The 23703-nt window shown below is 66.8% G+C and carries 23 protein-coding genes; 5 read left to right on the forward strand and 18 right to left on the reverse strand.

The genetic code is table 11. The features are described 5' to 3' along the window. Positions 1 to 42: 42 nt before the first annotated feature. Positions 43 to 1512 (reverse strand): IMP dehydrogenase, encoded by a 1470-nt coding sequence (gene guaB, locus BLR75_RS25360; protein ID WP_084315094.1) that lies wholly within the window; start codon positions 1510 to 1512, stop codon positions 43 to 45. Between the two features lie 149 nt (positions 1513 to 1661). Between guaB and xseA the strand changes: the two genes are divergently transcribed. The 3 genes from xseA (at position 1662) to BLR75_RS25375 (ending at position 4773) form a co-directional block, all read left to right on the forward strand. After that, positions 1662 to 3041, forward strand: a complete 1380-nt coding sequence (gene xseA / locus BLR75_RS25365) for an exodeoxyribonuclease VII large subunit (RefSeq protein WP_084315093.1) — start codon at positions 1662 to 1664, stop codon at positions 3039 to 3041. A 2-nt stretch (positions 3042 to 3043) separates the two neighbouring features. Then, complete coding sequence (locus BLR75_RS25370) at positions 3044 to 3799, forward strand: M15 family metallopeptidase (RefSeq protein ID WP_084315092.1); 756 nt, start codon at positions 3044 to 3046, stop codon at positions 3797 to 3799. Positions 3800 to 3936: 137 nt separating this feature from the next. Next, positions 3937 to 4773 (forward strand): peptidoglycan DD-metalloendopeptidase family protein, encoded by an 837-nt coding sequence (locus BLR75_RS25375; protein ID WP_084315091.1) that lies wholly within the window; start codon positions 3937 to 3939, stop codon positions 4771 to 4773. On the opposite strand, the gene BLR75_RS25380 is transcribed toward BLR75_RS25375, so the two are convergent. The 5 genes from BLR75_RS25380 to BLR75_RS25400 all read right to left on the reverse strand — a co-directional run bounded on the left by BLR75_RS25380 (position 4770) and on the right by BLR75_RS25400 (position 8598). Further along, positions 4770 to 5195 (reverse strand): DUF6491 family protein, encoded by a 426-nt coding sequence (locus BLR75_RS25380; protein ID WP_084315090.1) that lies wholly within the window; start codon positions 5193 to 5195, stop codon positions 4770 to 4772. The two genes, BLR75_RS25375 and BLR75_RS25380, sit on opposite strands and share 4 nt — an antisense overlap. Before the next feature lie 125 nt (positions 5196 to 5320). Continuing rightward, positions 5321 to 5728, reverse strand: coding sequence for a DUF6491 family protein (locus BLR75_RS25385; RefSeq protein ID WP_084315089.1), 408 nt, complete (start codon positions 5726 to 5728; stop codon positions 5321 to 5323). A 149-nt stretch (positions 5729 to 5877) separates the two neighbouring features. Next, complete coding sequence (locus tag BLR75_RS25390) at positions 5878 to 6387, reverse strand: copper chaperone PCu(A)C (RefSeq protein ID WP_084315088.1); 510 nt, start codon at positions 6385 to 6387, stop codon at positions 5878 to 5880. A 96-nt stretch (positions 6388 to 6483) separates the two neighbouring features. Continuing rightward, positions 6484 to 7860: a PepSY-associated TM helix domain-containing protein gene (locus tag BLR75_RS25395; RefSeq protein ID WP_371858159.1), complete on the reverse strand. Its 1377-nt coding sequence runs from the start codon at positions 7858 to 7860 to the stop codon at positions 6484 to 6486. A gap of 336 nt (positions 7861 to 8196) precedes the next feature. Next, positions 8197 to 8598, reverse strand: a complete 402-nt coding sequence (locus BLR75_RS25400) for a DUF2946 domain-containing protein (protein ID WP_245726195.1) — start codon at positions 8596 to 8598, stop codon at positions 8197 to 8199. A gap of 419 nt (positions 8599 to 9017) precedes the next feature. Between BLR75_RS25400 and leuA the strand changes: the two genes are divergently transcribed. Beyond that, the gene (leuA, locus tag BLR75_RS25405; protein WP_084315084.1) at positions 9018 to 10688 is read left to right on the forward strand and encodes a 2-isopropylmalate synthase; all 1671 of its coding nucleotides are present in this window, start codon (positions 9018 to 9020) and stop codon (positions 10686 to 10688) included. A gap of 45 nt (positions 10689 to 10733) precedes the next feature. On the opposite strand, the gene BLR75_RS25410 is transcribed toward leuA, so the two are convergent. Next, positions 10734 to 11066, reverse strand: a complete 333-nt coding sequence (locus BLR75_RS25410) for a DUF5629 family protein (protein ID WP_084315083.1) — start codon at positions 11064 to 11066, stop codon at positions 10734 to 10736. Positions 11067 to 11183: 117 nt separating this feature from the next. Between BLR75_RS25410 and BLR75_RS25415 the strand changes: the two genes are divergently transcribed. Then, positions 11184 to 12137: an aldo/keto reductase gene (locus tag BLR75_RS25415; protein ID WP_090416172.1), complete on the forward strand. Its 954-nt coding sequence runs from the start codon at positions 11184 to 11186 to the stop codon at positions 12135 to 12137. Between the two features lie 108 nt (positions 12138 to 12245). Here BLR75_RS25415 and BLR75_RS25420 read toward each other — a convergent pair whose 3' ends face one another. From BLR75_RS25420 to ndk, 11 genes are all read right to left on the reverse strand, one after another. After that, positions 12246 to 13040: an amidohydrolase gene (locus BLR75_RS25420; RefSeq protein WP_084315081.1), complete on the reverse strand. Its 795-nt coding sequence runs from the start codon at positions 13038 to 13040 to the stop codon at positions 12246 to 12248. Next, the gene (locus tag BLR75_RS25425) at positions 13028 to 14176 is read right to left on the reverse strand and encodes a pyridoxal phosphate-dependent aminotransferase (protein WP_084315080.1); all 1149 of its coding nucleotides are present in this window, start codon (positions 14174 to 14176) and stop codon (positions 13028 to 13030) included. The genes BLR75_RS25420 and BLR75_RS25425 overlap by 13 nt, the downstream gene beginning before the upstream one ends. Before the next feature lie 171 nt (positions 14177 to 14347). After that, positions 14348 to 15832, reverse strand: a complete 1485-nt coding sequence (gene der, locus BLR75_RS25430) for a ribosome biogenesis GTPase Der (protein ID WP_084315079.1) — start codon at positions 15830 to 15832, stop codon at positions 14348 to 14350. Positions 15833 to 15916: 84 nt separating this feature from the next. Further along, a complete protein-coding gene (gene bamB, locus BLR75_RS25435) occupies positions 15917 to 17059 on the reverse strand; it encodes an outer membrane protein assembly factor BamB (RefSeq protein ID WP_084315078.1) in 1143 nt (380 codons plus the stop codon). A gap of 1 nt (position 17060) precedes the next feature. Next, on the reverse strand, positions 17061 to 17705 hold the full coding sequence (locus tag BLR75_RS25440) for a YfgM family protein (RefSeq protein WP_084315077.1): 645 nt from the start codon (positions 17703 to 17705) through the stop codon (positions 17061 to 17063). A gap of 25 nt (positions 17706 to 17730) precedes the next feature. Then, entirely contained in the window at positions 17731 to 19020 is a 1290-nt protein-coding gene (gene hisS, locus BLR75_RS25445; RefSeq protein WP_084315076.1) for a histidine--tRNA ligase, read from the reverse strand. Positions 19021 to 19040: 20 nt separating this feature from the next. Continuing rightward, positions 19041 to 20153, reverse strand: coding sequence for a flavodoxin-dependent (E)-4-hydroxy-3-methylbut-2-enyl-diphosphate synthase (ispG, locus tag BLR75_RS25450; protein ID WP_084315075.1), 1113 nt, complete (start codon positions 20151 to 20153; stop codon positions 19041 to 19043). Between the two features lies 1 nt (position 20154). After that, positions 20155 to 21201: a RodZ domain-containing protein gene (locus BLR75_RS25455; RefSeq protein WP_084315074.1), complete on the reverse strand. Its 1047-nt coding sequence runs from the start codon at positions 21199 to 21201 to the stop codon at positions 20155 to 20157. Next, complete coding sequence (gene pilW, locus BLR75_RS25460; RefSeq protein ID WP_084315073.1) at positions 21198 to 21956, reverse strand: type IV pilus biogenesis/stability protein PilW; 759 nt, start codon at positions 21954 to 21956, stop codon at positions 21198 to 21200. The genes BLR75_RS25455 and pilW overlap by 4 nt, the downstream gene beginning before the upstream one ends. Positions 21957 to 21972: 16 nt before the next feature. Next, on the reverse strand, positions 21973 to 23121 hold the full coding sequence (rlmN, locus tag BLR75_RS25465; protein ID WP_084315119.1) for a dual-specificity RNA methyltransferase RlmN: 1149 nt from the start codon (positions 23119 to 23121) through the stop codon (positions 21973 to 21975). 25 nt (positions 23122 to 23146) lie between these two features. Further along, positions 23147 to 23578, reverse strand: a complete 432-nt coding sequence (gene ndk / locus BLR75_RS25470) for a nucleoside-diphosphate kinase (protein WP_084315072.1) — start codon at positions 23576 to 23578, stop codon at positions 23147 to 23149. Positions 23579 to 23703 lie beyond the last annotated feature (125 nt).

Genomic DNA, 23703 nt, shown 5'->3' on the forward strand with positions numbered 1-23703 from the left:
CTCGTCCAGCCTCCAGCCTCCAGCCTCCAGCGAAAGATCGGTTTAGCCGACGCGGTAGTTCGGCGCTTCCTTGGTGATCTGCACGTCGTGGACGTGGGACTCAGCCATGCCGGCGCCGGTGATGCGCACGAACTGCGGACGGGTGCGCATGTCCTGGATGTCGGCGCTGCCGGTGTAGCCCATCGCCGCGCGCAGGCCGCCCATCAGTTGGTGGACGATCGCGCTCAGGGTGCCCTTGTACGGCACGCGGCCTTCGATGCCTTCCGGAACCAGCTTCTCGGCGCCGGCCGAGGCGTCCTGGAAGTAGCGGTCGGAGGAACCGGTGGCGCCGGCCATGGCGCCCAGCGAGCCCATGCCACGGTAGGACTTGTAGGAACGGCCCTGGAACAGTTCGATCTCGCCCGGCGCCTCTTCGGTACCGGCGAACATCGAGCCCATCATCACGCAGTAGGCGCCGGCCACCATGGCCTTGGCCAGGTCGCCGGAGAAGCGGATGCCGCCGTCGGCGATCAGCGGGACGCCGGTGCCTTCGAGGGCGGCGGCGACGTTGGCGATGGCGGAGATCTGCGGTACGCCGACACCGGCGACGATGCGGGTGGTGCAGATCGAGCCCGGGCCGATGCCGACCTTGACCGCGTCGGCGCCGGCCTCGGCCAGGGCGCGGGCGGCTTCGCCGGTGGCGATGTTGCCGCCGATCACCTGCACCTGCGGGAAGTTCTCCTTGACCCAGCGCACGCGCTCGATCACGCCCTTGGAATGGCCGTGGGCGGTATCCACCACCACCACGTCCACGCCGGCGGCGACCAGCGCGGCAACGCGCTCGCCGGTATCGGCACCGGTGCCGACGGCGGCGCCGACGCGCAGGCGGCCATGCTCGTCCTTCGAGGCCAGCGGGTAGGTCTTGGCCTTCTCGATGTCACGGAAGGTCACCAGGCCGGTGAGGTGGAACTGCTCGTCGACCACCAGCATCTTCTCGATGCGGCACTCGTAGAGCCTGGCCTTCATCTCTTCCAGCGGAGTGCCTTCGCGGGCGGTAATCAGCTTTTCCTTGGGCGTCATGATCGCCGCAACGGTGTCGCCGACGTTCGGCTTCACGCGCAGGTCGCGGCCGGTGACGATGCCGACCAGTTCACCTTCATCCACCACCGGGAAGCCGGAGAAGCCGTATTCGCGGGCGATCTGCAGCAGTTCGATGATCTTGGTCGAGGGGGTCACGGTGACCGGGTCGCGAACGATGACGGTCTCGTGCTTCTTGACCTTGCGCACCTCGGCAGCCTGCTGCTCGATGGGCATGTTCTTGTGGATGATGCCGATGCCGCCTTCCTGGGCCATGGCGATGGCGAGGCGGGATTCGGTCACGGTGTCCATCGCGGCGGACACCAGCGGGATATTCAGTTCGATGCCACGGGTCAGTCGGGTTTTCAGGCTCACGTCCTTCGGCAGGACTTCCGAATAACCGGGGATCAGGAGGACGTCGTCGAAAGTGAGGGCTTCTTGGCTGATACGCAGCATGGCGGGGGCTCCCAGGCGGGAAAAATGGAAGCGCGGCATTATACCCCAGCAGCATGCTCGGGCTCAACGCAGCCGAAGCTCGAGGAATGCCGTGGCCGCAACAGCCCCGCGCTGGCCCCTGGAAGCGCTGCGGCTTATCATCCTCCGCCATGCTCAACGATCCCTTCCAACGGCTCGGCCTCGACCGCGAGGTGCTGACCGTCAGCCAGCTCAACCAGCGCGCCCGCCATCTCCTGGAGGACGTGTTCCCGCAGGTCTGGGTCGAAGGCGAGATCTCCAACCTCGCCCGCCCCGCATCCGGCCACCTCTATTTCACCCTCAAGGACAGCAACGCCCAGGTGCGCTGCGCGCTGTTCCGGCAGAACGCCCTGCGCGTGCGCCAGGCGCTGCGCGACGGCCTGGCGGTGCGGGTGCGCGGCAAGGTCTCGCTGTTCGAAGGGCGCGGCGACTACCAGTTGATCGCCGACGCCGTCGAACCGGCCGGCGACGGCGCGCTGCGCCTGGCCTTCGAGGCGCTGAAGGAAAAGCTCGCCGCCGAGGGCCTGTTCGCCGCCGAAGGCAAGCGCGAGTTGCCGGCCCATCCGCGGCGCATCGGCATCGTCAGCTCACCCACCGGCGCGGTGATCCGCGACATCATCAGCGTGTTCCGCCGCCGCGCGCCGCAGGTCGAGCTGACCCTGGTCCCCACCGCCGTGCAGGGCCGCGAGGCCACCGGGCAGATCGTCCGCGCCCTGCAGTTGGCCGACGCGCAGGGCTTCGACGCGCTGATCCTGGCCCGTGGCGGCGGCTCGCTGGAAGACCTCTGGTGCTTCAACGAGGAAGCCGTGGCGCGCGCCATCGCCGCCTGCGCGACGCCCATCGTCAGCGCGGTCGGCCACGAGACCGACGTGTCGATCAGCGATTTCGTCGCCGACGTGCGCGCGCCGACGCCCTCCGCCGCCGCCGAGCTGCTGGCGCCGCATTCCAACGAACTGCAGCAGCGCCTGGACAGCCTGCGCCGCCGCCTGATCCTGCGCATCCAGGACCGCCTGGCCCGCGAACGCCTGCGTCTGGAAGGCTGCGCCCGGCGCCTGCGCCACCCCGGCGAACGCCTGCGCCAGCAGGCCCAGCGCCTGGACGACCTGGACATGCGCCTGCGCCGCGCCTTCGAACGGCAGATGCAGGTGCGCCACGAGCGACTCGCACGCCTCGATACCCGCCTCGCCGCCCAGCATCCGGGCCGTGCGCTCGCGCTGCTGCGGCAGAAGCTCGACAGCCTGGCCCAGCGCCTGCCCCGCGCCACCCATGCCCTGCTCCGCCAGCAGCGCCAGCGCCTCGACGGCCTGGCGCAGAGCCTGCACATCGTCAGCCCGCTGGCGACCCTCGGCCGCGGCTACAGCATCCTCCTCGACGAGCGCGGCCAGGCCGTGCGCAGCGCCGCGCAGGCCCGCGTCGGCCAGCGCCTGAAGGCGAAGCTGGCGGAAGGCGAACTGGACGTGCGCGTCGAGGACAATCACCAGACGCCGGTAAACCTTTCCCTGCTGGACTGAGCATGACCGACCTCCACGCCCCGATTCCCGAAGCGCCGGAACCCGACTGGGCCGCCGCCTTCCGCATGCCCATCGTCGAATGCGGCGAGCCGCTGGAGCCGCTCGGCACCAGCCAGGGCTTCCTGGTCTGGCCGGCCTACCACCGCCTCGGCATTCCCAATGCGCTGCCGGAGTGCCATGCGCGCAGCGGTGTGTTCGAGCGCCTGCTGCAGGTCTCCCGCCTGCTGCCCGACGGCATGCGCCTGGTGGTGCTGGATGCCTGGCGGCCATTCGCCGTGCAGCAGCATCTCTACGACACGCTCTACGACATCCTCCGCCAGCACCAACCGGATGCCGACCCGGCCGAACTGGCCCGGCGCACCCGCGAATTCGTCGCCCCGCCGAGCACCCGCGCCACCTCGCCCAGCCCGCACCTGACCGGCGGCGCGGTGGACGTCACCCTGTGCGACCGCGACGGCCGCTGGCTGGACATGGGCAGCCAGTTCGACGAAGCCACCCCGCGCTCCTACACCCGCCACTACGAAGACGCCAGCGACGACCACGGCCGCGCCATCCGCGAGCGCCGCCGCCTGCTGTTCAACGCCATGCGCAGCGTCGGCTTCAGCAACCTGTCCAGCGAGTGGTGGCACTACGACTACGGCGACCAGCTGTGGGCCTGGCACACCGGCGCGGAAACGGCGGTCTACGGCCCGGCGCAGGTCCTGCCGCTGGAACAGCTGTGGCGCCAGCAGCTGCAAAGCCACAGCGTGAATCCGTAGGAGCGAGCTTGCTCGCGAACAGATTTACCGACGACGACGGTGCAAGGCATGTTCGCGAGCAAGCTCGCCCCTACAGTCGTAACCCGTCGCCAGCCATATAGACTGCGCCATTCACCCGTCGCCCCACGGAAAGCCCCATGCTCCGAGTCTTCTGCCTGCTGTTCGCCGCCCTCCTCGCCCTCCCCGCCCACGCCGAGGGCTTCATCAGCCGCACCCTGAACAAGCCGGTACCCGGCGGTGTCGCCGTGATCCAGCTGGGCAATGGCAACGAAACGCCAAAGGCCAGCTACCAGGGCAAGCCGGTCATGGTGATAAAGGAAGAAGGCCGCGACTGGATCGCCATCGTCGGCATCCCGCTGACGGTGAAACCCGGCACGCAGCAGGTGCAGGTGCGCCAGGGCGCCGCCAGCCGCAGCCAGAACTTCACGGTGGGCGCCAAGCACTACAAGGAGCAGCGCATCACCCTGAAGAACACCCGCCAGGTCAACCCGCTGCCGCAGGACCTGAAGCGCATCGAGCGTGAACTGGCCGAGCAGACCACCGCCTACCGCACCTTCAGCCCCGGCACGCCGAGCAACCTGGTGCTCGACAAGCCGGTGAGCGGCCCGCTATCCAGCCCGTTCGGCCTGCGCCGCTTCTTCAACGGCGAGGAACGCAACCCGCACTCGGGCCTGGACTTCGCCGTGCCCGCCGGCACGCCGATCAAGACCCCGGCCGCCGGCAAGGTGATCCTGATCGGCGACTACTTCTTCAACGGCAGGACGGTGTTCGTCGACCACGGCCAGGGCTTCATCAGCATGTTCTGCCACATGTCGAAGGTCGAGGTGCAGCTCGGCCAGCAGCTGCCGCGCGGCGGCGTGGTCGGGCGCGTCGGCGCCACCGGCCGCGCCACCGGGCCGCACATGCACTGGAACGTCAGCCTGAACGATGCCCGGGTGGACCCGGCCATATTCATCGGCGCATTCAAACCCTAATAGCCTTCGTGCACCGGCCTGGACTTGGCCTTCGGCACCCGCTCCAGCTTGTACAGATCGCCGATCAGGCAGGGTTCGGGGATGCCGGCGAAATCGACGGAGATGATCCGGTCCAGCTTGGTCAGCGACCCCACCGTGGTGCTGGTGCTGATGCGGTTGCTGTTACCCAGGTTGTTGCACGGCGCGGAAAACTCCACCAGGTACACCGGCCCCGGTCCCTGGCCGATGGTGATGTGGCTCTTGTCCAAGTACTGCCAGCCATCGAAATTCCAGTACGGGATCGACTGCACCGCCTCGCCCTGGCGGTAGCCCAGCTTGGCGAGATGCTGGTCGAGCGGCAGCTGGTCGCTCGGTGGGGAACTGCTGCAGGCGGTGAACAGCGGAATCGCCATCAGCAGCAGGAAGGCTCTTGGCTTGCGCATCGTGCACCTCCCGGCGATAGCCAGTGAGCGGAAAGCCCGGCCGAGCGAAGGCACAGCCGTTCATGGATTTTCGCACCGGGCCCGCGTTACGCCAATCCGCGGCACGGGCCCGGCGTCCCTCGCCGTCACTGCATGGCCTGCAGCCGTTCGAGGCGGTACATGCGCTTGATCGTGCAATCGTCGTGGATATCGCCGAACTGCATCCCGTAGAACTTGTCCAGCGGCGACAGCCAGCCGGCGGTGGTGGCGGTGGTGGCGACGTCCTGGTTATCCAGCCGGTAGCAGTCCTTGTTGAGCTCGCTCAGGTAGCTCCGCCCCTGGCCGGCGCCCAGGATCATGTGGCGCGAGTCGACCAGCCTCCAGCCGTCGATCGCCAGCCGCGGGACCTTGCCGACCTCGCTGCCCTGCCGGTAACCGAGCTGGGCCAGTTGCTCGTCCAGGGGCGGCGATTCTTCGGGGGAAAGGACAGTGCTGCAGGATGCGACGAACGGCAACGCTGCGCACAGCAGGAAAAGGGAGTGGGGCTTGTGCATGGTGTACCTCCCGGCCACTGGAAATGGCCGCTGTCCGGATGCCGGAGGTGCAACATTGCACGGGAGTCTCACCTCGACGACACCCGCCGGACAGTTTGGCACAGCTTCCGCCCACCCGGCGCAAAGTCACGCCGGGCGGGCGTTTCGGCTTACTGGTGGTCCATGTTCATGTCGTGCATGTTGTGCATGTTGTGCATGTCATGGGTCTGCCCGGCGGCGGGCGCGTCCCTCTGCACGGCGATGTCGACCTTCACGTCGCCGGCCTTCTGGAAGTGCAGCGTGAGCGGGAAGCGCTCGCCATCGGCCAGCGGCTTCTTCAGCCCCATCAGCATCAGGTGGTAGCCACCCGGGGCGAAGGCCAGGGTGCCGCCAGCCGGGATGTCCGCGCCGTCGACCTTCTGCATCTTCATCATCCCGTCCTTCTCGACGTGCTGGTGGATCTCGGTGGTGGCGGCACGCTCGGTGTCGGCGCCGAGCAGGCGGTCGGCCTCCTTGCCCTTGTTGTGCACCACGAAATAGGCCGCGCCGTTGGCCGAGTTGGCCGGCAGCAGCAGCGACCAGGGATGCTCGATATGCAGGCTCCCGGCATCGTACTCATGGGCGAACGCCACGCCCGAAAGCGACAGCAGCGCGACCAGTGAAAGCAGGGATTTACGCATGGTGAAAACTCCTTGTGGATAACTTCGATGCCCACTGAACGGGCGAATTGATGCGCCGGCGCAACCGCGCCGGCGACGAACGGAAAACCACGGGCCTCAACCCAGCGCCGGGCGGCTGCGCACGAAACGCGACAGCACCAGCCAGTCGAACCCCCAGACCAGCAGCAGCGACAGGCCGACCAGCGGGAAGGCGATGCCCAGGGCGATGACGATGACCACGCCGCCCTTCCACACCGGCAGCGCGTGCGGCAGCGGCGGAACGCCGATGCGTCCCTTCGGCCGGCGCTTCCACCAGATCACGATGCCGCTGGCGGCGCTGAACATGATCATCAGGCACACCGCGAGCATCAGCAGCTGGTTGGCCAGGCCGAACATCTTGCCCTCATGCAGCGAGACGCCCATCTCGACGCTCTTCGCCACCGCACCGTAATCCTGCCAGCGGATATCGGCGAGCACCTGGCCGCTGTACTGGTCGACATGCAGCGTGGCGTCCTGGTGCGGATCGTCGGCGAACACCGAGACGGTGTAGACGCCTTCCGCGCCCTTCGGCAGGGCGATCGCGTAGCCGGGCGCCACGCCCCGGCTCTCGGCCAGCTCGACCACCTGCTGCAGGCCGATCTGCGGATTGGCCACGCCGCCCGCCGCATGCCCCATGTGCTCGGCGTGGCCGCCGGAGGCCGGCATGGGCGTGTTCTCCACCGCCCAGGGCACCATCTGCCGGTGCGCCTCGTTCAGCTCGCCGGTCAGCGCGGTGGATTTCGGCACCTCGTTCCACATCGCCGCCGGGAAGCGGTTCCACACATCGGCGAAGCTCTTGCCCCAGTAACCGGTCCAGGTCATGCCGCTGAGCAGCATGAACAGCAGCAGCAGCGAGCCCCAGAAACCGAGCACCGCATGCAGCTCCCGCCATAGCGGCCGGCCCCGCTGGCCCAGACGCGGCAGCAGGATTCCCCGCCCCGCCCTACCGCGCGGCCACCAGAGATAAACGCCGGACACCACCAGGACGATGCCCCAGCCGGCGGCCAGTTCCACCAGCCGGTCGCCGACGGTGCCGATCATCAGCTCGCCGTGCAGCGCGCGGGCGATGGCCTGCAGGTTGTCCCTGGCATCCTGGCTGCCGAGCAGCTTGCCGCTGTAGGGATCGAGGTACAGGTTGACCTCGCGGCCGGCATGCACGCCGACGAACTGCGCGCTGCGGTCGGGAGCGCTGGGCGGCAGGTACTTGCTGATTTCCAGCTGCGGATAGGACGCGCGCAGGCGCTCCATCTGCTGGTCGGCACCGAGGGCCGTGGCACCGGGCGGCACCCGCAGCAGGTCGTGGTACATCAGCTGGTCGAGCTGCGGCTTGAACAGGTAGATGATCCCGGTCAGCGCCAGCAGGATCATGAAAGGTGCGACGAACAGCCCGGCGTAGAAATGCCAGCGCCAGGCCAGGTTGTAGAAATCGAGAGGTTTCTTGTCCATTTGTCTTATCTCCACTCAAGACCACTCACCGGTCCCCGTCCCGGAACCGGCATCGACCGGAAATCGCAGTCCAGCCCCCTGCATCGGTCATCCACGTTCCGTGCCTGGCGCGGCCCGTGCGCCAGGCAGGGGCGTCAGGCCCTCTCGGCGAGCCGGATGGCCCGCAATTGGGGGACAGGCTTCCCAACAGTCGGGGGGAACACCACGGCTGGCGGGTACCGACACTCCACAGCGGGGAAATGCTGGACATAGGGTTTCCATGGTCGGATCGAAGCTTCACCACCGTCGCCGGCTAGCGGGATTGCGTCAGGCGCATCGGTGCAGGCGGCGGTGTATCGCGGGTGATCAGGCGAGCATGGCGGGCGGGGCGCGGGAGCGGGCTCCGGGGAATACCGGCGAATCGGGCACCGGCAGGCTGGCGACGAGCGGCGCGGAACGGCCGACGGCCATCGGGCAGGCCGGTTCCGGCAGCATCGGCGGGACCAGCGGCGGGCTGTGGATCAGCAGGCCGCAGTAGCCGCACTTCTCCATGAAGCGGTCGGCGGAAAAGCCGTGCTGCGCGCTTTCATCCGGGGAATGCGTGGCGGCGCGCTGGCCATCGGAGCAGGCCATCTCCTGCATGCCGGCGAGCATGGGCATGGCGTGCCCCGCCGACATCGACTGCGAAACCAGCGGGCCGAGATAGATCATCAGCATGGCGAAGAACGCCAGCCAGGTACCGATACCTTGTCGTTGATGACCTGTCACGAGGAGTCCCTGTGCTATCGACCGGGGCCGGGCGGCGCCGGCGGCAGTGCGGGGGCGCGATGATCGCATGGCGCCCCGCGCGGTCCGTGCGGCATGGCGCCGCACACAGATGAGTTAAGCACAAAAAGATTCGGAGAAATCAATTGCGGAAAAACTAGAAAAATGAAAATTCATGAAACGAAAAACCAGCTCATGCGATGTTTTCTACCAATTTTTCCACAATGCTTGCCACCGGAAGCGCATCGCACTAGGGTGGCAGTCATGAAGACTGCACACACCCTCATTCTGCTTCGCCAACACGCCTGCCTGCGCCTGGTCAGCCCACGACTGCGTGGCTGAATCCACACTCGCCGTTTCAGCCTTTATTACAGTCATTGCGCGCAGGCCACCTGGCCCCGGAAACAAAAGGATTCCCGTTCATGAGCATGTTGAAAGACCCGTCCCAGAAATACCGCGCCTTCCCCGCGATCAACCTGCCTGACCGTACCTGGCCGTCGAAGACCATCACCGAAGTGCCGATCTGGTGCAGCTCCGACCTGCGCGACGGCAACCAGTCGCTGATCGAGCCGATGGACCCGGCGAAGAAGCTGCGCTTCTTCGAAACCCTGGTGAAAGTGGGCCTGAAAGAGATCGAGGTGGCCTTCCCGTCCGCTTCGCAGACCGATTTCGACTTCGTCCGCGACCTGATCGAGAACAACCGAATTCCGGATGACGTGACCATCCAGGTGCTGACCCAGGCCCGCGAAGACCTGATCACCCGTACCTTCGAAGCCGTGCGCGGCGCGAAGAAGGTCATCGTGCACGTCTACAACGCCACCGCCCCGTCGTTCCGCCGCATCGTCTTCAACCAGGACAAGCAGGGCGTGATCGACATCGCGGTGAACGCCGCCACCCTGATCAGGAAGCTGGCCGCCGAGCAGCCGGAAACCGACTGGACCTTCCAGTATTCGCCGGAGATCTTCACCTCCACCGAGCTGGAATTCGCCGTGCAGGTCTGCGACGCCGTGATCGACGTATGGCAGCCGACCCCGGAGAAGAAGATCATCCTCAACCTGCCGGCCACCGTGGAAGTCTCCACGCCGAACATCTACGCCGACCAGATCGAGTGGTTCGGCCGCCATGTCAGCCGCCGCGACAGCGTGATCATCAGCCTGCACACCCATAACGACCGTGGCACCGGCGTGGCCGCCACCGAGCTGGGCCTGATGGCCGGCGCCGACCGCGTGGAAGGCTGCCTGTTCGGCAACGGCGAGCGCACCGGCAACGTCGACCTGGTGACCCTGGCTCTGAACATGTACACCCAGGGCCTGCACCCGCAGCTGGACTTCTCCGACATCGACGCGGTGCGCAAGGTGGTCGAGGAGTGCAACCAGTTGCCGGTTCACCCGCGTCATCCGTACGTCGGCGACCTGGTCCACACCGCGTTCTCCGGCTCCCACCAGGACGCCATCCGCAAGGGCTTCGCCCAGCAGAAATCGGACGCCATCTGGGAAGTGCCGTACCTGCCGATCGACCCGGCGGACATCGGCCGCAGCTACGAGGCGGTGATCCGCGTGAACAGCCAGTCCGGCAAGGGTGGCATCACCTTCCTGCTGGAACAGGAATACGGCATCAGCCTGCCGCGCCGCATGCAGATCGAGTTCAGCCAGGTGGTCCAGGCGGAAACCGACCGTCTCGGCCTGGAGATGAGCGCCCAGCAGATCTACGGCCTGCTGGAGAACGAGTACCTGAAGGCCACCGCGCCCTTCGCCCTGAAGGGCCATCGCCTGCAGGAAGAGAACAACGTCTGCACCGTCGACATCGAAGTCGCCGCCAAGGGCGAAACCCAGCACTGGCGCGGCAAGGGCAACGGCCCGCTGGAAGCGCTGGTGGCCTCGCTGCCGGTATCCGTGGAGATCATGGACTACAACGAGCACGCCATCGGCTCCGGCACCAACGCCAGGGCGGCGGCCTACATCGAGCTGCGCGTCGAGGGCGGCCGTTCGCTGTACGGCATCGGCATCGACGAGAACATCACCACCGCCAGCTTCCGCGCCCTGTTCAGCGCGCTGAACCGCGCGGTCAACCTCGCCCAGGCGAAAGCCGCCTGAGCCTGGTGCGGCATTGAAAAGGGGCCTTCTGGCCCCTTCTTCTTTTTATTCGTCGTCGCCGCTGGCGGATATCGCGCCGAGGCAGCGCAGGCGGTGTTCCTTCTCCCCGGACTTCAGCGTCCAGGTGTCCTCGCCTTCGGCATACGCCGCCTCCATCACCTCGTTGTAGGTGAAACTCCACACGCGCCGGTCGCGGCCGTCCATCAGCTCGATGCGCAGGACCTCCTCCTCGCTGGCGAACGGCTGGTCGAGTTCGGCCGCCGCCTCGGCATCGTCCAGCAGCTCGTCGTTCAGCGTGAATTCGAAGGCGTGCAGGCCGTCGATTTCCAGCATGTCGGCGGTTTCCAGTTGGTCCAGCAGGTAGGTGTCGCTGTGCATGTCGGCCATCCATCGGGGCGAAAAGCATGATGATACGACGACGAACCGCCGCCGGCTCCCCTCTCCCGCCCGTCTATGCTGGATGGGCTGTGCAATCCAAAGATGGGAGAAAGACAGGTGATCCTACGCGAGCTCGGCCAATCGGGCCTGAAGATTCCGCCGCTGGTGTTCGGTGGCAACGTGTTCGGCTGGACGGCGGACGAGGCCACGTCCTTCCGCCTGCTCGACGCGCTGCTGGACGCCGGCCTGAACTGCATCGACACCGCGGACGTCTACGCGCGCTGGCTGCCGCCGCATACCGGCGGCGAGTCGGAAACCATCATCGGCAAGTGGCTGCGGAAGACCGGCAAGCGCGACCGGGTGATCATCGCCACCAAGGTCGGCATGGACATGGGCGGCGGCCACAAGGGGCTCTCCGCCGCCTATATCGAACAGGCCGTGGAAGCCTCGCTGAAGCGCCTGCAGACCGACCATATCGACCTCTACCAGTCGCACAGCGACGACACCCATACCGCGCTGGAGGAAACCCTGGGCGCCTACGCCCGGCTGATCGAGAAGGGCAAGGTCCGCGCCATCGGCGCCTCCAACCACGACGCGCGGCGCCTGCGCGAGGCCCACGCCCTGTGTGAGCGCCTCAACCTGCCGAGCTACCAGAGCCTGCAGCCGAACTACAACCTCTACGACCGCGCCGACTACGAAACCCGCCTGGAACCGACGGTGCGCGAACTCGGCATGGGCGTGATTCCCTACTACTCCCTGGCCGGCGGCTTCCTCAGCGGCAAGTACCGCGAGCAGACCGACCTGGAAAGGAGCCCGGCGCGCGCCGACAAGGTGAAGGGTTATCTGAACGACCGCGGCGTGATCATCCTCGCCGCGCTGGACGAGGTGGCGGAGCAGTACGACGTGACGCCCGCCCAGGTCGCCCTGGCCTGGCTGATCGCCCGCCCGGGCATCACCGCGCCGATCGCCAGCGCGTCGAATCTGGAGCAGTTGCCGGACCTGATCGGCGCCACGCGGCTGAAGCTGGACGAGGATTCGATCAGGCGGCTGGATTCGGCCAGCGCCTATTGAGGAGCGGACCGCTCCGGGTAGGGCGCATTCGTTGGTCGCGGGCATGGCCCGCTCCTACAGGAACTCCAAGCTCAGGGTGTAGGAGCGGGCCATGCCCGCGACCCTGGATCAGGGCTTCAGCTCGAACCGATCCGCATCCAGATTCGCCGGGAAGCGCGCCCGATAGGCCGCCAGCGCCGCGGCCGACAGGCTGACATGGAACACCCCATCGCCCTCCCCCGCCTCCAGCAGCGCATCGCCCTGGAAGTCCAGCACCTGGCTGTCGCCGGAATAGGCATGGCCCTTGCCATCCTGACCCACGCGGTTCACCGCCGCGACGTAGCACAGGTTCTCGATGGCGCGGGCCGGCAGCAGGCGGTTCCAGTGCAGGCGGCGCGCCGCCGGCCAGTTGGCGGTGTAGAGCAGCAGGTCGGTGTCCTGGGCGTCGCGGCTCCACACCGGGAAGCGCAGGTCGTAGCAGACCAGCGGGCGAATCCGCCAGCCTTTCCACTCCAGCAGCACCTGATGCTCGCCCGGCGTGTAGTGCTTGTGCTCACCGGCCATGCGGAACAGGTGGCGCTTGTCGTAGTGCAGGATTTCGCCGTCCGGGCGCGCCCACAGCAGGCGGTTGCGGTGGCTGCCGTCGGCGGCGCGGACGATCACGCTGCCGGTGACCACCGCGTCCAGTCGCGCCGCCTGCTCGCGCAGCCAGGCGTAGGTGGCGCCCTCCTCCGGCTCGCAGAGGCTCTCCGAATCCATGGAGAAGCCGGTGGTGAACATCTCCGGCAGGATCACCAGGTCCGCACCGCGCGCCTGCTCCAGCAGTCCGGCGAAGCGCGCGCGGTTGGCCTCGGCGTCATGCCAGGCCAGGGTGGTCTGCACCAGGGCGAGCTTGAGGTCAGGCAACTGGCTCAGATCGCGCATAGTTTTTCCGCCGCCTGACGCAGCGTCTCCTCTCGTTTGGCGAAGCAGAAGCGCACCAGGCGCATGTCGGCCGGCGCCTGCTGGTAGAACACCGAGACCGGGATCGCCGCCACGCCGTGCTCGCGGGTCAGCCATTCGGCCATGGCCACGTCGTCGAGGTCGGGACGGATCGCCGAGTAGTCGACCAGCTGGAAGTAGGTGCCGGCGGCGCGGGTGAAGCTGAAGCGCGAACCGGCCAGCAGGTCGCAGAACAGGTCGCGCTTGGACTGGTAGAAGCCCGGCAGTTCGCGCAGGTGCTCGGGATGCGCGGCCATGAAGTCGGCCAGCGCCCACTGCAGCGGGGTGACGCCGCAGAAATTCACGTACTGGTGGATCTTGCGCAGTTCGGCGGACAGCGCCGGCGGCGCCACCACGTAGCCGGTCTTCCAGCCGGTGACGTGGTAGGTCTTGCCGAACGAGCTGACCACGAAGGCGCGCTGGTACAGCTCCTCGTGGGCCAGCACGCTGTCATGCTGCACACCGTCGTAGATCAGGTGCTCGTAGACCTCGTCGCTGATCACGTAGATCTCGCGGTCGCGGATCAGCGCAGCCAGGCGATCCAGGTCGGCGCGGTCGATCAGCGCGCCGCTGGGGTTGTGCGGGCTGTTGAGGAAGACCAGGCGGGTGCGCGGGGTGATGGCGTCGGCGAGGCGCTGCCAGTCGATGCGGAAGTCCGGCAGGTTCAGCGGCACATGCACGCAGCGGCCGCCGGCCAGTTCCACCGAGGGCTCGTAGCTGTCGTAGCAGGGATCGAGGACGATGGCCTCGTCGCCGGGGCGGATCACCGCCTGCACCGCGCAGAAGATCGCCTCGGTGGCGCCGGGGGTGATGGTCACTTCGCTGTCGGCGCTGACCTTTCGGCCGTAGAAATCGGCAACCTTGGCCGCCACCTGCTCGCGCAGCGCCGGCAGGCCGGTCATCGGCGCGTACTGGTTATGCCCCTGCATGACGTGCCGGCCGATCGCCTCGCGCAACGCGAGCGGGCCGTCGAAGTCGGGGAAACCCTGGGACAGGTTGAGCGCACCGCACTCGGCGGCGAGCTGGGACATGCGGGTGAAGATGGTGGTGCCGACATTCGGCAACTTGCTGGCGAGCATACGGCGCTCCTGCTGACTGACGCGAGCAGCGAGGATAGCCGATCCCTTGTCAAAAGCCGATCAAGAGCGCTGGAGGCTTGAGGCTGGACGAAGTATCGAGCGCCGGAGAATTCCTGCTCGTCCAGCTTTCCAGCCTCCAGCGCTCTTTTCGGCTTTTCGGCTTTTCGCTTTTCAGCGCTTGTCTTTTTTCTTCTTCTCGGCCTTCTTGTGGTGCGACATGAGCCGGCGCTTCTTGTTGACCTGGCGTTCGGTGAGCTGGGTCTTCTTGCCTTCGAACGGGTTGTCGCCGCCCTTGTACTCGATGCGGATCGGCGTGCCGACCAGCTTCAGCACGCGCCGGTAGGTCTTCTCCAGGTAGCGCGTGTAGGCCTTGGGCACCGCGTCCACCTGGTTGCCGTGGATCACGATCAGCGGCGGGTTGGCGCCGCCGAGGTGGGCATAGCGCAGCTTGATGCGGCGGCCGTTGACCATAGGCGGCTGGTGCACCTGCACCGCGTCCTCGAGGATCTGCGTGAGCTTGCTGGTCGGCCAGCGGGTCACGGCGGAGCGGAACGACTCCTGCACCGACTTGTACAGGTGGCCGACGCCGGTGCCGTGCAGCGCGGAGATGAAGTGGATGTCGGCGAAATCGACGAACAGCAGGCGGCGCTCCAGCTCGGTCTTCACGTACTCGCGCTCGCCCGAATCCATGCCGTCCCACTTGTTCAGCGCGATCACCAGCGCGCGGCCGGTTTCCAGCACGAAGCCGAGCAGGTTGAGGTCGTGCTCGACCACGCCTTCGCGGGCGTCCATGACGAAGATCACCACGTTGGCGTCCTGGATCGCCTGCAGCGTCTTCACCACCGAGAACTTTTCCACGGCCTCGAAGATCTTGCCGCGACGACGCACGCCGGCGGTGTCGATCAGGGTGTACTTCTCCTCGTTGCGCTCGAAGGGGATGTAGATGCTGTCGCGGGTAGTGCCGGCCTGGTCATAGACGATCACCCGCTCCTCGCCGAGCATGCGGTTGACCAGGGTCGACTTGCCGACGTTGGGGCGGCCGATGATGGCGATCTTGATGCCGTCCTTCTCGCTCGGGCCAGGGATGCGCTTGGCTTCCTGGCCTTCGGCAACTTCTTCCAGCTCGTCCGGCAGGTCGTTGTCTTCCGGCGCCTCGGGCTCGGGGACGAACAGGTCGCCCAGGGCTTCCTGGAGCATCTGGGTGATGCCGCGGCCGTGGGCCGCGGCGATCGGCAGCGCGTCGCCCAGGCCCAGCGGGCTGAACTCGGCGCGGGCGAGGTCCGGGTCTACCGTGTCGACCTTGTTCGCCACCAGGAAGCTGCGCTTGTTCCGCTTGCGCAGGTGCTCGGCGATCATCTGGTCGGCGGCGGTCATGCCGGCGCGCGAGTCGACCATGAACAGCACCGCATCGGCCTCTTCGATGGCCTGCAGCGACTGCTCGGCCATCTTCGCGTCGATGCCTTCCTCATCGCCGGAGATACCCCCGGTGTCGATGACGATGAATTTCTTGCCCTGCCACTTGGCCTCGCCGTACTGGCGATCGCGGGTCAGACCGGCGTACTCCGCCACGATGGCGTCGCGGGTCCTGGTCAGGCGGTTGAACAGGGTGGACTTGCCGACGTTCGGGCGGCCCACCAGGGCTATTACGGGAACCATGCGGCTCTCCAGAAAATTTCAGAATTTCAGAAAACGCGACGGCCGCTACCGTGTGAGGGCAGCGGCCGGCGTGCAACACACAGCTTAGCGAATCGTGTAGGCGACCAGCTTGCCGCTGTTGCCGAACACGTACATCCAGTTGCCGACCACCAGCGGGCGCACGCGCACGCCGTCGCCATCGACCTTCTCGCGGCCGACGAAGCGACCATCCACCTGGCTGAGCAGGTGCACGTAGCCTTCCACGTCGCCGACCACCACATTGCTCGACAGGATCGCCGGAGCGGACAGCTGGCGGCGGGCCAGCGCGTCGTTGCTCCACAGCGACGAGGCGCCGCGCGCATCGAGGCCTTCCACGGTGCCGCTGGCCTGGCTGAGGTAGACGTTGCCGAAGCCTTCGGCGACGCCGACGTAGCTGGACGCCTCGCGCTGCCACAGCGCACGGCCACTGTTCAGGTCCAGCGCAGCCGCGCGGCCCTGGTAGGTGGTGACGTAGAGGACGTTGTCGACCAGCAGCAGGCCACCGTCGATGTCCACCACGCGCTCCAGTTCGGAACGGCCCTGGGGAATCGCCACGCGCTGCTCCCATACCGGCAGGCCGCGCTGCAGATCCACCGCGACCACCTTGCCGCTGGCCAGCCCGGCCACGGCCAGGCGTCCGGCGATCAGCGGCGCGCCGGTGCCGCGCAGGGTCAGCACCGGCACGCTGCCTTCGTAGATCCAGCGCTGGTTGCCGCTGGCGGCGTCGAAGGCGATCAGCTTGTCGTCCTGGGTCTGCACCAGCACCACGTCGCCATCGGTGACCGGCGCCGACAGCACCTCGCTGCTCACCCGGGCGCGCCATTTCTGTTCGCCGCTGGTTTCGTCGAGAGCGATGACGTCGCCGCGCAGGGTGCCGATCAGCACCAGGCCGTGACCGGCGCCGACACCACCGGAAACCGGCAGGTCGAGGTCCTGCTTCCACAGCACGTCGCCGGTTTCGCGCTGCATGGCCATTACCCGGCCTTCGGCGGAAGCGGCGTAGATCGCCGAGCCGTCCACCGATGGTTCCAGCAGGTTGTACAGGTCACCCTGGCCGTCGCCGACCGAGCGGCTCCACTGCTTGTCCAGGCGGACTTCTTCATTGATGTCGGTAAGCTCGGCCGGCGGCAGCTCCTTCTTCGAGTTGCTGCTGCAACCCACGGCCAGCACGGTCAGCGCCAGCAGCGCGACATGTTTCCAGCGCAGCATGTCAGGCTTCTCCCTTGGCCAGATCGTCGAGCTTGATCTGCAGGGCGCCCAGCGCGGCGTCTTCCGGCAGTGCGGCCTTGGCCTTCTCGTAGGCCGCGCGCGCCTCGTCGGTGCGCTTGAGCTGCACCAGCAGGTCGCCGCGGACTTCCTCGCGGGTAGCGACGAAGGCCTTTTCGGCCTCGCCGTCGAGCAGTTTGAGGCCTTCCTCGACCTTGCCCTGGGCCGCCAGCACGCGCGCCAGGCGCTGAAGCGCCAGCTCGCCGAGGGTGGCGTCCACCGGCTTGTCGATGATGGTCCTGAGTTCCAGCACCGCGTCGTCGAGCTTGCCGCTGTCCACCGCCACCTTGGCGACGAACAGGCGGCCGTACTGGGAATAGGCGCTGCCGGCATATTCGCTGGTCAGCTTGCCGGCCAGTTCCGCGACCCTGGCGGTATCCGGCTGGCCGGACGGGTTCAGGGCAGTCTCCAGCAGTTGCTGGTAGAGGATCGAGGCGCCCTGCGCCTGGTTGGTCTGGTACTTCTTCCAGGCCTGCCAGCCGAACACCACCACCAGGGCCAGCGCCGCGCCGGTGAGCAGGGGCATGCCGTTGCGCTGCCACCAGTCCTTGATGTCCGCCAGTTGTTCTTCTTCGGTACGCGAAGTCACCCCAATACTCCTATTCGGTCTGTTTTCAAGCCCGCACGAGGCGGGCCTTCAGGTGCTCGGACAGAGCATCCCAGGCAATGGTCTGCTGCTCGCCGTCGCTGCGCAGCGGCTTGCAACCTATCACGCGGTTGGTCAGTTCGTCGTCACCCAGGATGAGGGCGAACTGCGCACCGCTCTTGTCGGCCTTCTTGAACTGGCTCTTGAAGCTGCCGCCACCGGCGTTCACCAGCAGGCGCAGCCCCGGAATCTCGTCACGCAGGCGCTCGGCCAGGGTCAGGGCGGCCAGTTCGGCCGGCTCGCCGAAGGCGCAGATGTAGAGGTCGGCCGGACGGTTCAGTTCGGCGGGCACCACGCCCAGGGTCTCCAGCAGCAGCACCAGGCGCTCCACGCCCATGGCGAAGCCCACGCCCGGGGTCGGCTTGCCGCCGAACTGGCTGACCAGGCCGTCGTAGCGGCCACCGCCGCAGACTGTGCCCTGGGCGCCGAGCTTGTCGGTGACCCACTCGAAGGCGGTGCGGCAGTAGTAGTCGAGGCCGCGCACCAGCTTCTGGTTGATCTCGTAGCGCAGGCCGACCGCGTCCAGGCGCGCCTTCAGGCCCTCGAAGTGGGCGATCGACTCCTCGTCGAGGTAGTCGTGCAGGGTCGGCGCGTCGGCCAGCAGCGCCTGGGTGCTTTCCACCTTGCTGTCGAGGATGCGCAGCGGGTTGGTGGTCATGCGCCGCTGGCTGTCCTCGTCGAGCTGCTCGAAGCGCTCCTGCAGGTAGGCCACCAGCGCCTCGCGATAGCGCGCGCGGGCCTCGCTGGAGCCGAGGGTGTTGAGCTGCAGGGTCACCGCGTCGGCCATGCCGAGCTTCTGCCACAGGCGCCAGGTGAGGATGATCAGCTCGGCGTCGATGTCCGGTCCGGGCAGGTTGAAGACTTCCACGCCGATCTGGTGGAACTGGCGGTAACGGCCCTTCTGCGGCTTCTCGTAGCGGAACATCGGGCCGGTATACCACAGCTTCTGCACCTGGCCGCCGCCGGTCAGACCGTGCTCGAGCACGGCGCGCACGCAGCCCGCGGTACCCTCGGGACGCATGGTCAGGGATTCGCCGTTGCGGTCGGGGAAGGTGTACATCTCCTTGTCGACCACGTCGGTGCCTTCACCGATGCCGCGGGCGAAGAGTTCGGTGAACTCCAGGATCGGCAGGCGGATCTCGCTGTAGCCATAGCCGTCCAGCAGATCGGCGAAGGTACGTTCCAGATAGCGCCAGGCCGGGGTCTGTTCCGGCAGGATGTCGTTCATGCCACGGATGGCTTGCAGGGACTTGCTCACTTGATGTCCTTGAAATGCGTTCAGCCGCGCGCGATCAGCGCTGCGTCGGCTTCGGCCTTTTCGGCCGCTTTCTCGCGGATCAGCCGTTCCAGCTCATCCACCAGGTTTTCGTTTTGCAGCTTCTGCGCCGGCTTGCCGTCGATGTAGACCAGGTTGTTCGGCGTGCCGCCGGTGAGGCCGATGTGCGCCTCCTTGGCTTCGCCCGGGCCGTTGACCACGCAGCCGATGACGGCCACGTCCAGCGGCACCAGCAGGTCCTCCAGGCGGCCTTCCAGCTCGTTCATGGTCTTGACCACGTCGAAGTTCTGCCGCGAGCAGCTCGGGCAGGCGATGAAGTTGATGCCGCGGGAGCGCAGGTGCAGAGACTTGAGGATGTCGAAGCCGACCTTGATCTCCTCGACCGGATCGGCGGCCAGGGAAATGCGGATGGTGTCGCCGATGCCCTCGGCCAGCAGCATGCCCAGGCCGACCGCCGACTTCACGGTGCCCGAACGCAGGCCGCCGGCCTCGGTGATGCCCAGGTGCAGCGGCTGCTCGATCTCCTTCGCCAGCAGGCGATAGGCGGCGACCGCCATGAACACGTCGGAGGCCTTCACGCTGACCTTGAAGTTCTGGAAGTCCAGCTTGTCGAGATGATCGACATGGCGCATGGCCGATTCCAGCAGCGCTTCCGGGGTCGGCTCGCCGTACTTCTTCTGCAGGTCCTTCTCCAGCGAGCCGGCGTTGACGCCGATGCGGATCGGGATGTTCTTGTCGCGGGCGGCATCGACCACCGCCTTGACGCGGTCCTCGCGGCCGATGTTGCCCGGGTTGATGCGCAGGCAGTCGACGCCCAGTTCGGCGACGCGCAGGGCGATCTTGTAGTCGAAGTGGATATCGGCGACCAGCGGCACCTTCACCTGCTGCTTGATCCTGCCGAACGCCTCGGCGGCGTCCATGTCCGGCACGGAGACGCGGACGATGTCGGCGCCGGCGTCTTCCAGGCGGCGGATCTGCGCGACGGTGGCGGCCACGTCCAGGGTGTCCGTGTTGGTCATGCTCTGCACGGCGATGGGCGCGTCACCGCCCACCGGCACGTTGCCGACCCAGATCTTGCGGGAGGGGCGGCGGATAATCGGGGAAGCGCAATGCATATTACTGTCCACCCAGTTTCAGGCGTGCGGTTTCGCCACGGGAAGCCGTCACATTGACCGGCTGGCCGTTGTAGCTGACCTGGGCGCCACGGGCGAAGCCCAGGCGCAGTTCCAGCGGCGGCTTGCCGGCGAGTTCCAGGGAGTCGCCCTTGCGTTTCAGGGCGCTGACCAGCACCTTGCCGTTGGCGTCGGTGATCTGGGTCCAGCAATCAGCGGTGAACTGCACCTTGACCACGGCCTGTCCTTCCGGCGCCACGACCGGCGCGGATTCGGCCGGCACCTGCGGCGCGGCGACACTTTCCACCGGAGCCTGGACCGGAGCCGCGGGGCTGGCCGGCTGGATCGGCACGGGCGCGCCCACCACGGGAGCGGCCGGGCTGGTCGCGGCCGGAGCCGGCGCGATGGCGGCCTCGGCGGGCGGAGTGGCGCTGTCGGCGGCGGCAGGGGCATCGGCCCGGGCTTCGGGCTGCGCCATCTCCGTCTCGGCGGAGACGACCGGCTGCGGCGCGCTGGCCTGGTCTTCGGCGACCGCCTGGTCTTCCGGCTCGTCCAGGGTATGGATTTCCGTGGTGCCGTCGGCGCTTTCGACCTCGACGTGCTCCATGGTCAGGCTGTTGGTCTCGGCGACCCGGTCGGTGCGTTCCTGCCAGAGGAAGTAGCCGATGCCGATCAGCAGGGCGAGCAGCAACAGGCTGAAGATCCGCAGCAGGTTGCGCGACAGCCGCACCGGCTCGGACACCCGGCCGAGGCTGTGCACCGTGCTGCCGGTGGCATCGGTCCCGGTGTACTGGTCGAATGCCTGGACCAGTTGCGCCTGGTCCATGCCCAGCAGCTTGGCATAGGCACGCACGTAACCGCGGGCGAAGGTGTGCCCGGGAAGCCGGTCGAACGCGCCTTCTTCGAGATGGCGCAGCGAGGTCTCGGTCAGGTTCAGCTGGCCCGCTACCTGGGCGGACGACCACCCCTTGCTCTCGCGCGCCTGCCGCAGCATTTCACCTGGGTTGGCGCGGGTCGCTGCAATGCCTTCGGGCTGCGACGTCATCATCATTTTTCTGCCTGGTATGCCTGATATTCGGGAGACGCGGGATACAGGCGCTTCAGTTGCAGTCCGTAACTGGCGGCCGTGTCCCGATCATCAAAGACTTTCGCTAGACGAATCCCCAGCAGCAGGCTGCGGGCATTCTGCCCACCCTGGCGGAGGAATTCCTGGTAGTAACCCCGGGCCGGCACGTACTCGCGATCCTGGTAGGACAGATCGGCCATTTCCAGCAGCGCCGCGGGCTGGTTGCGGTTCAGGCGCAGGGATTTCTCGAAGAACTGCTTGGCTTCCGCCGGACGGTTCAGCCTCAGGCTGACCAGCCCCAGGTTCTCGAAAATCCGCGAACGTTCGGGATAGAGGCCGTCTTCCGTGGCCTTCAGGTAGGTATCGTAGGCATCCTGGTAGCGCTTCTGTTCGAACAGGAAGCTGCCGTAGTTGTTGAGAATCCGCGCATCGCCGGAGCGCGAGGAAAGCGCCTTGCGATACTCGGTCTCGGCCATCTTCGGTTCCATTTCCGACTGGTAGACCAGCGCCAGGGCGGCATGGGCATCCGCGCTGGACGAATCGATCTCCAGCGCCTGGCGCAGCGGGACCTTGGCCTGCTCGGTATTGCCCATCTGCAGGTAGCCGATGCCCAGCTGGATATAGGCGTCGCGCGCCTCGGCGCGACCCTTCTCGGTCTTGAGGGGTTCCGGTTTGCCGGTCGTCACGCAGGCCGTCAGCACGGAGGCCAACAGGAAAAGCAGCGCGGCGCGCAAGGTCATCGGAATCCTCCCTCGATCAGTTTCGATTGGCAGTGCCCGGCACCGGTTCGGCTTCGGCAGCCAACTGGCGAACGGCGATGTAGCGCTCGCTGCGGCGGGTGCGGTCCATGACCTGGCCGACCAGTTGCCCGCAGGCGGCGTCGATGTCCTCGCCACGGGTGGTGCGCACGGTGACGTTGAAACCGCCCTTGTGCAGCATGTCCTGGAAGCGCCGGATCGCATTGTTGCTCGGCCGCTCGTACCCCGAATGCGGGAAGGGGTTGAACGGGATCAGGTTGATCTTGCAGGGGAAGTCGCGCAGCAGCTCGATCAGCTGGGTGGCATGCTCGGGCTGGTCGTTGACGTCCTTGAGCAGGGTGTACTCGACGGTGAGCACGCGCTCCTTGCCGAGCCGCGTGATGTAGCGGTAGCAGGCGTCGAGAAGGACGGACAGCGGGTACTTCTTGTTGATCGGCACCAGCTTGTTGCGCAGTTCGTCGTTCGGCGCGTGCAGCGACAGCGCCAGGGACACGTCGGTCACCTCGCCGAGCTTGTCGATCATCGGCGCCACGCCGGAGGTGGACAGGGTCACCTTGCGCTTGGAAATGCCGTAGCCGAAGTCTTCCATCATGATGCTCATGGCGGTCACGACGTTGTCGAAGTTCAGCAGCGGCTCGCCCATGCCCATCATCACCACGTTGGTGATGGCACGGTCGATCTTGCCCGGGACGGTCCCGAAGGATTTGTTGGCGATCCACACTTGGCCGATGATCTCGGCGGAGGTCAGGTCGCTGTTGAAGCCCTGCTTGCCGGTGGAGCAGAAGCTGCAATCCAGCGCGCAGCCGGCCTGCGACGATACGCACAGGGTGCCGCGCCCGGCCTGCGGGATGTACACGGTCTCGACGCAGCTGCCGGACGCCACGCGCACCACCCACTTGCGGGTGCCGTCGGAGGAAATGTCCTGGCTGACGATCTCGGGACCGCGAATCTCGGCACAGGCCTTGAGCTTTTCGCGCAAGGCCTTGCCGACATTGGTCATGGCGTCGAAGTCCTCGGCGCCAAAGTGGTGAATCCATTGCATCACCTGGCCGGCGCGGAAGCGCTTTTCACCGATGGACTCGAAGAATTCCTCGAGCTGGGGCTTGGTCATGCCCAGCAGGTTGGCCTTTACAGCGGTATCAGTCATGGATTCACCCTCGCCCATTCACTTATCAGCGAATGCGCTCGCACACCTCGGTGCTGGAGAAGAAGTAGGCGATTTCGCGGGCAGCGGAAGCTTCCGAGTCGGAACCGTGCACAGCGTTCTCGTCGATGGAAACGGCGAAGTCGGCGCGGATGGTGCCGGCGTCGGCTTTCTTCGGATCGGTGGCGCCCATCAGCTCGCGGTTGCGGGCGATGGCGTCTTCACCTTCCAGAACCTGCAGGACGACCGGGCCGGAGGTCATGAAGGCGACCAGATCCTTGAAGAAGGGGCGCTCCTTGTGCTCGGCGTAGAAGCCACCGGCTTCGCGCGCGGACAGCTGGACCATCTTGGAAGCGACGACGCGCAGGCCGGCCTTCTCGAAACGGGTCAGGATTTCGCCGATGACGTTCTTGGCGACGGCGTCGGGTTTGATGATGGAGAAGGTACGTTGCAGGGCCATGGAAACAACTCCAGAAAGCAAGGTTGGTAAAGCCAGGAAGCCCCTGGCAAGGCCAGGAGCTCCCGAGATACAGGGGTAACCGCACCGCAGTCCGGCGCGGGCCCGGCTCCGGAAGGAGCCGGGGG

The organism is Pseudomonas jinjuensis, assembly GCF_900103845.1.
Taxonomy (GTDB): Bacteria; Pseudomonadota; Gammaproteobacteria; order Pseudomonadales; family Pseudomonadaceae; genus Pseudomonas; species Pseudomonas jinjuensis.

Coding starts and splice junctions, on each gene's coding strand:
- guaB (WP_084315094.1), bottom strand. CDS start 1,512: ATGCTGCGTATCAGCCAAGAAGCCCTCACTTTCGACGACGTCCTCCTG.
- xseA (WP_084315093.1), top strand. CDS start 1,662: ATGCTCAACGATCCCTTCCAACGGCTCGGCCTCGACCGCGAGGTGCTG.
- BLR75_RS25370 (WP_084315092.1), top strand. CDS start 3,044: ATGACCGACCTCCACGCCCCGATTCCCGAAGCGCCGGAACCCGACTGG.
- BLR75_RS25375 (WP_084315091.1), top strand. CDS start 3,937: ATGCTCCGAGTCTTCTGCCTGCTGTTCGCCGCCCTCCTCGCCCTCCCC.
- BLR75_RS25380 (WP_084315090.1), bottom strand. CDS start 5,195: ATGCGCAAGCCAAGAGCCTTCCTGCTGCTGATGGCGATTCCGCTGTTC.
- BLR75_RS25385 (WP_084315089.1), bottom strand. CDS start 5,728: ATGCACAAGCCCCACTCCCTTTTCCTGCTGTGCGCAGCGTTGCCGTTC.
- BLR75_RS25390 (WP_084315088.1), bottom strand. CDS start 6,387: ATGCGTAAATCCCTGCTTTCACTGGTCGCGCTGCTGTCGCTTTCGGGC.
- leuA (WP_084315084.1), top strand. CDS start 9,018: ATGAGCATGTTGAAAGACCCGTCCCAGAAATACCGCGCCTTCCCCGCG.
- BLR75_RS25410 (WP_084315083.1), bottom strand. CDS start 11,066: ATGCACAGCGACACCTACCTGCTGGACCAACTGGAAACCGCCGACATG.
- BLR75_RS25420 (WP_084315081.1), bottom strand. CDS start 13,040: ATGCGCGATCTGAGCCAGTTGCCTGACCTCAAGCTCGCCCTGGTGCAG.
- BLR75_RS25425 (WP_084315080.1), bottom strand. CDS start 14,176: ATGCTCGCCAGCAAGTTGCCGAATGTCGGCACCACCATCTTCACCCGC.
- der (WP_084315079.1), bottom strand. CDS start 15,832: ATGGTTCCCGTAATAGCCCTGGTGGGCCGCCCGAACGTCGGCAAGTCC.
- bamB (WP_084315078.1), bottom strand. CDS start 17,059: ATGCTGCGCTGGAAACATGTCGCGCTGCTGGCGCTGACCGTGCTGGCC.
- ispG (WP_084315075.1), bottom strand. CDS start 20,153: ATGCATTGCGCTTCCCCGATTATCCGCCGCCCCTCCCGCAAGATCTGG.
- BLR75_RS25455 (WP_084315074.1), bottom strand. CDS start 21,201: ATGATGATGACGTCGCAGCCCGAAGGCATTGCAGCGACCCGCGCCAAC.
- pilW (WP_084315073.1), bottom strand. CDS start 21,956: ATGACCTTGCGCGCCGCGCTGCTTTTCCTGTTGGCCTCCGTGCTGACG.
- rlmN (WP_084315119.1), bottom strand. CDS start 23,121: ATGACTGATACCGCTGTAAAGGCCAACCTGCTGGGCATGACCAAGCCC.
- ndk (WP_084315072.1), bottom strand. CDS start 23,578: ATGGCCCTGCAACGTACCTTCTCCATCATCAAACCCGACGCCGTCGCC.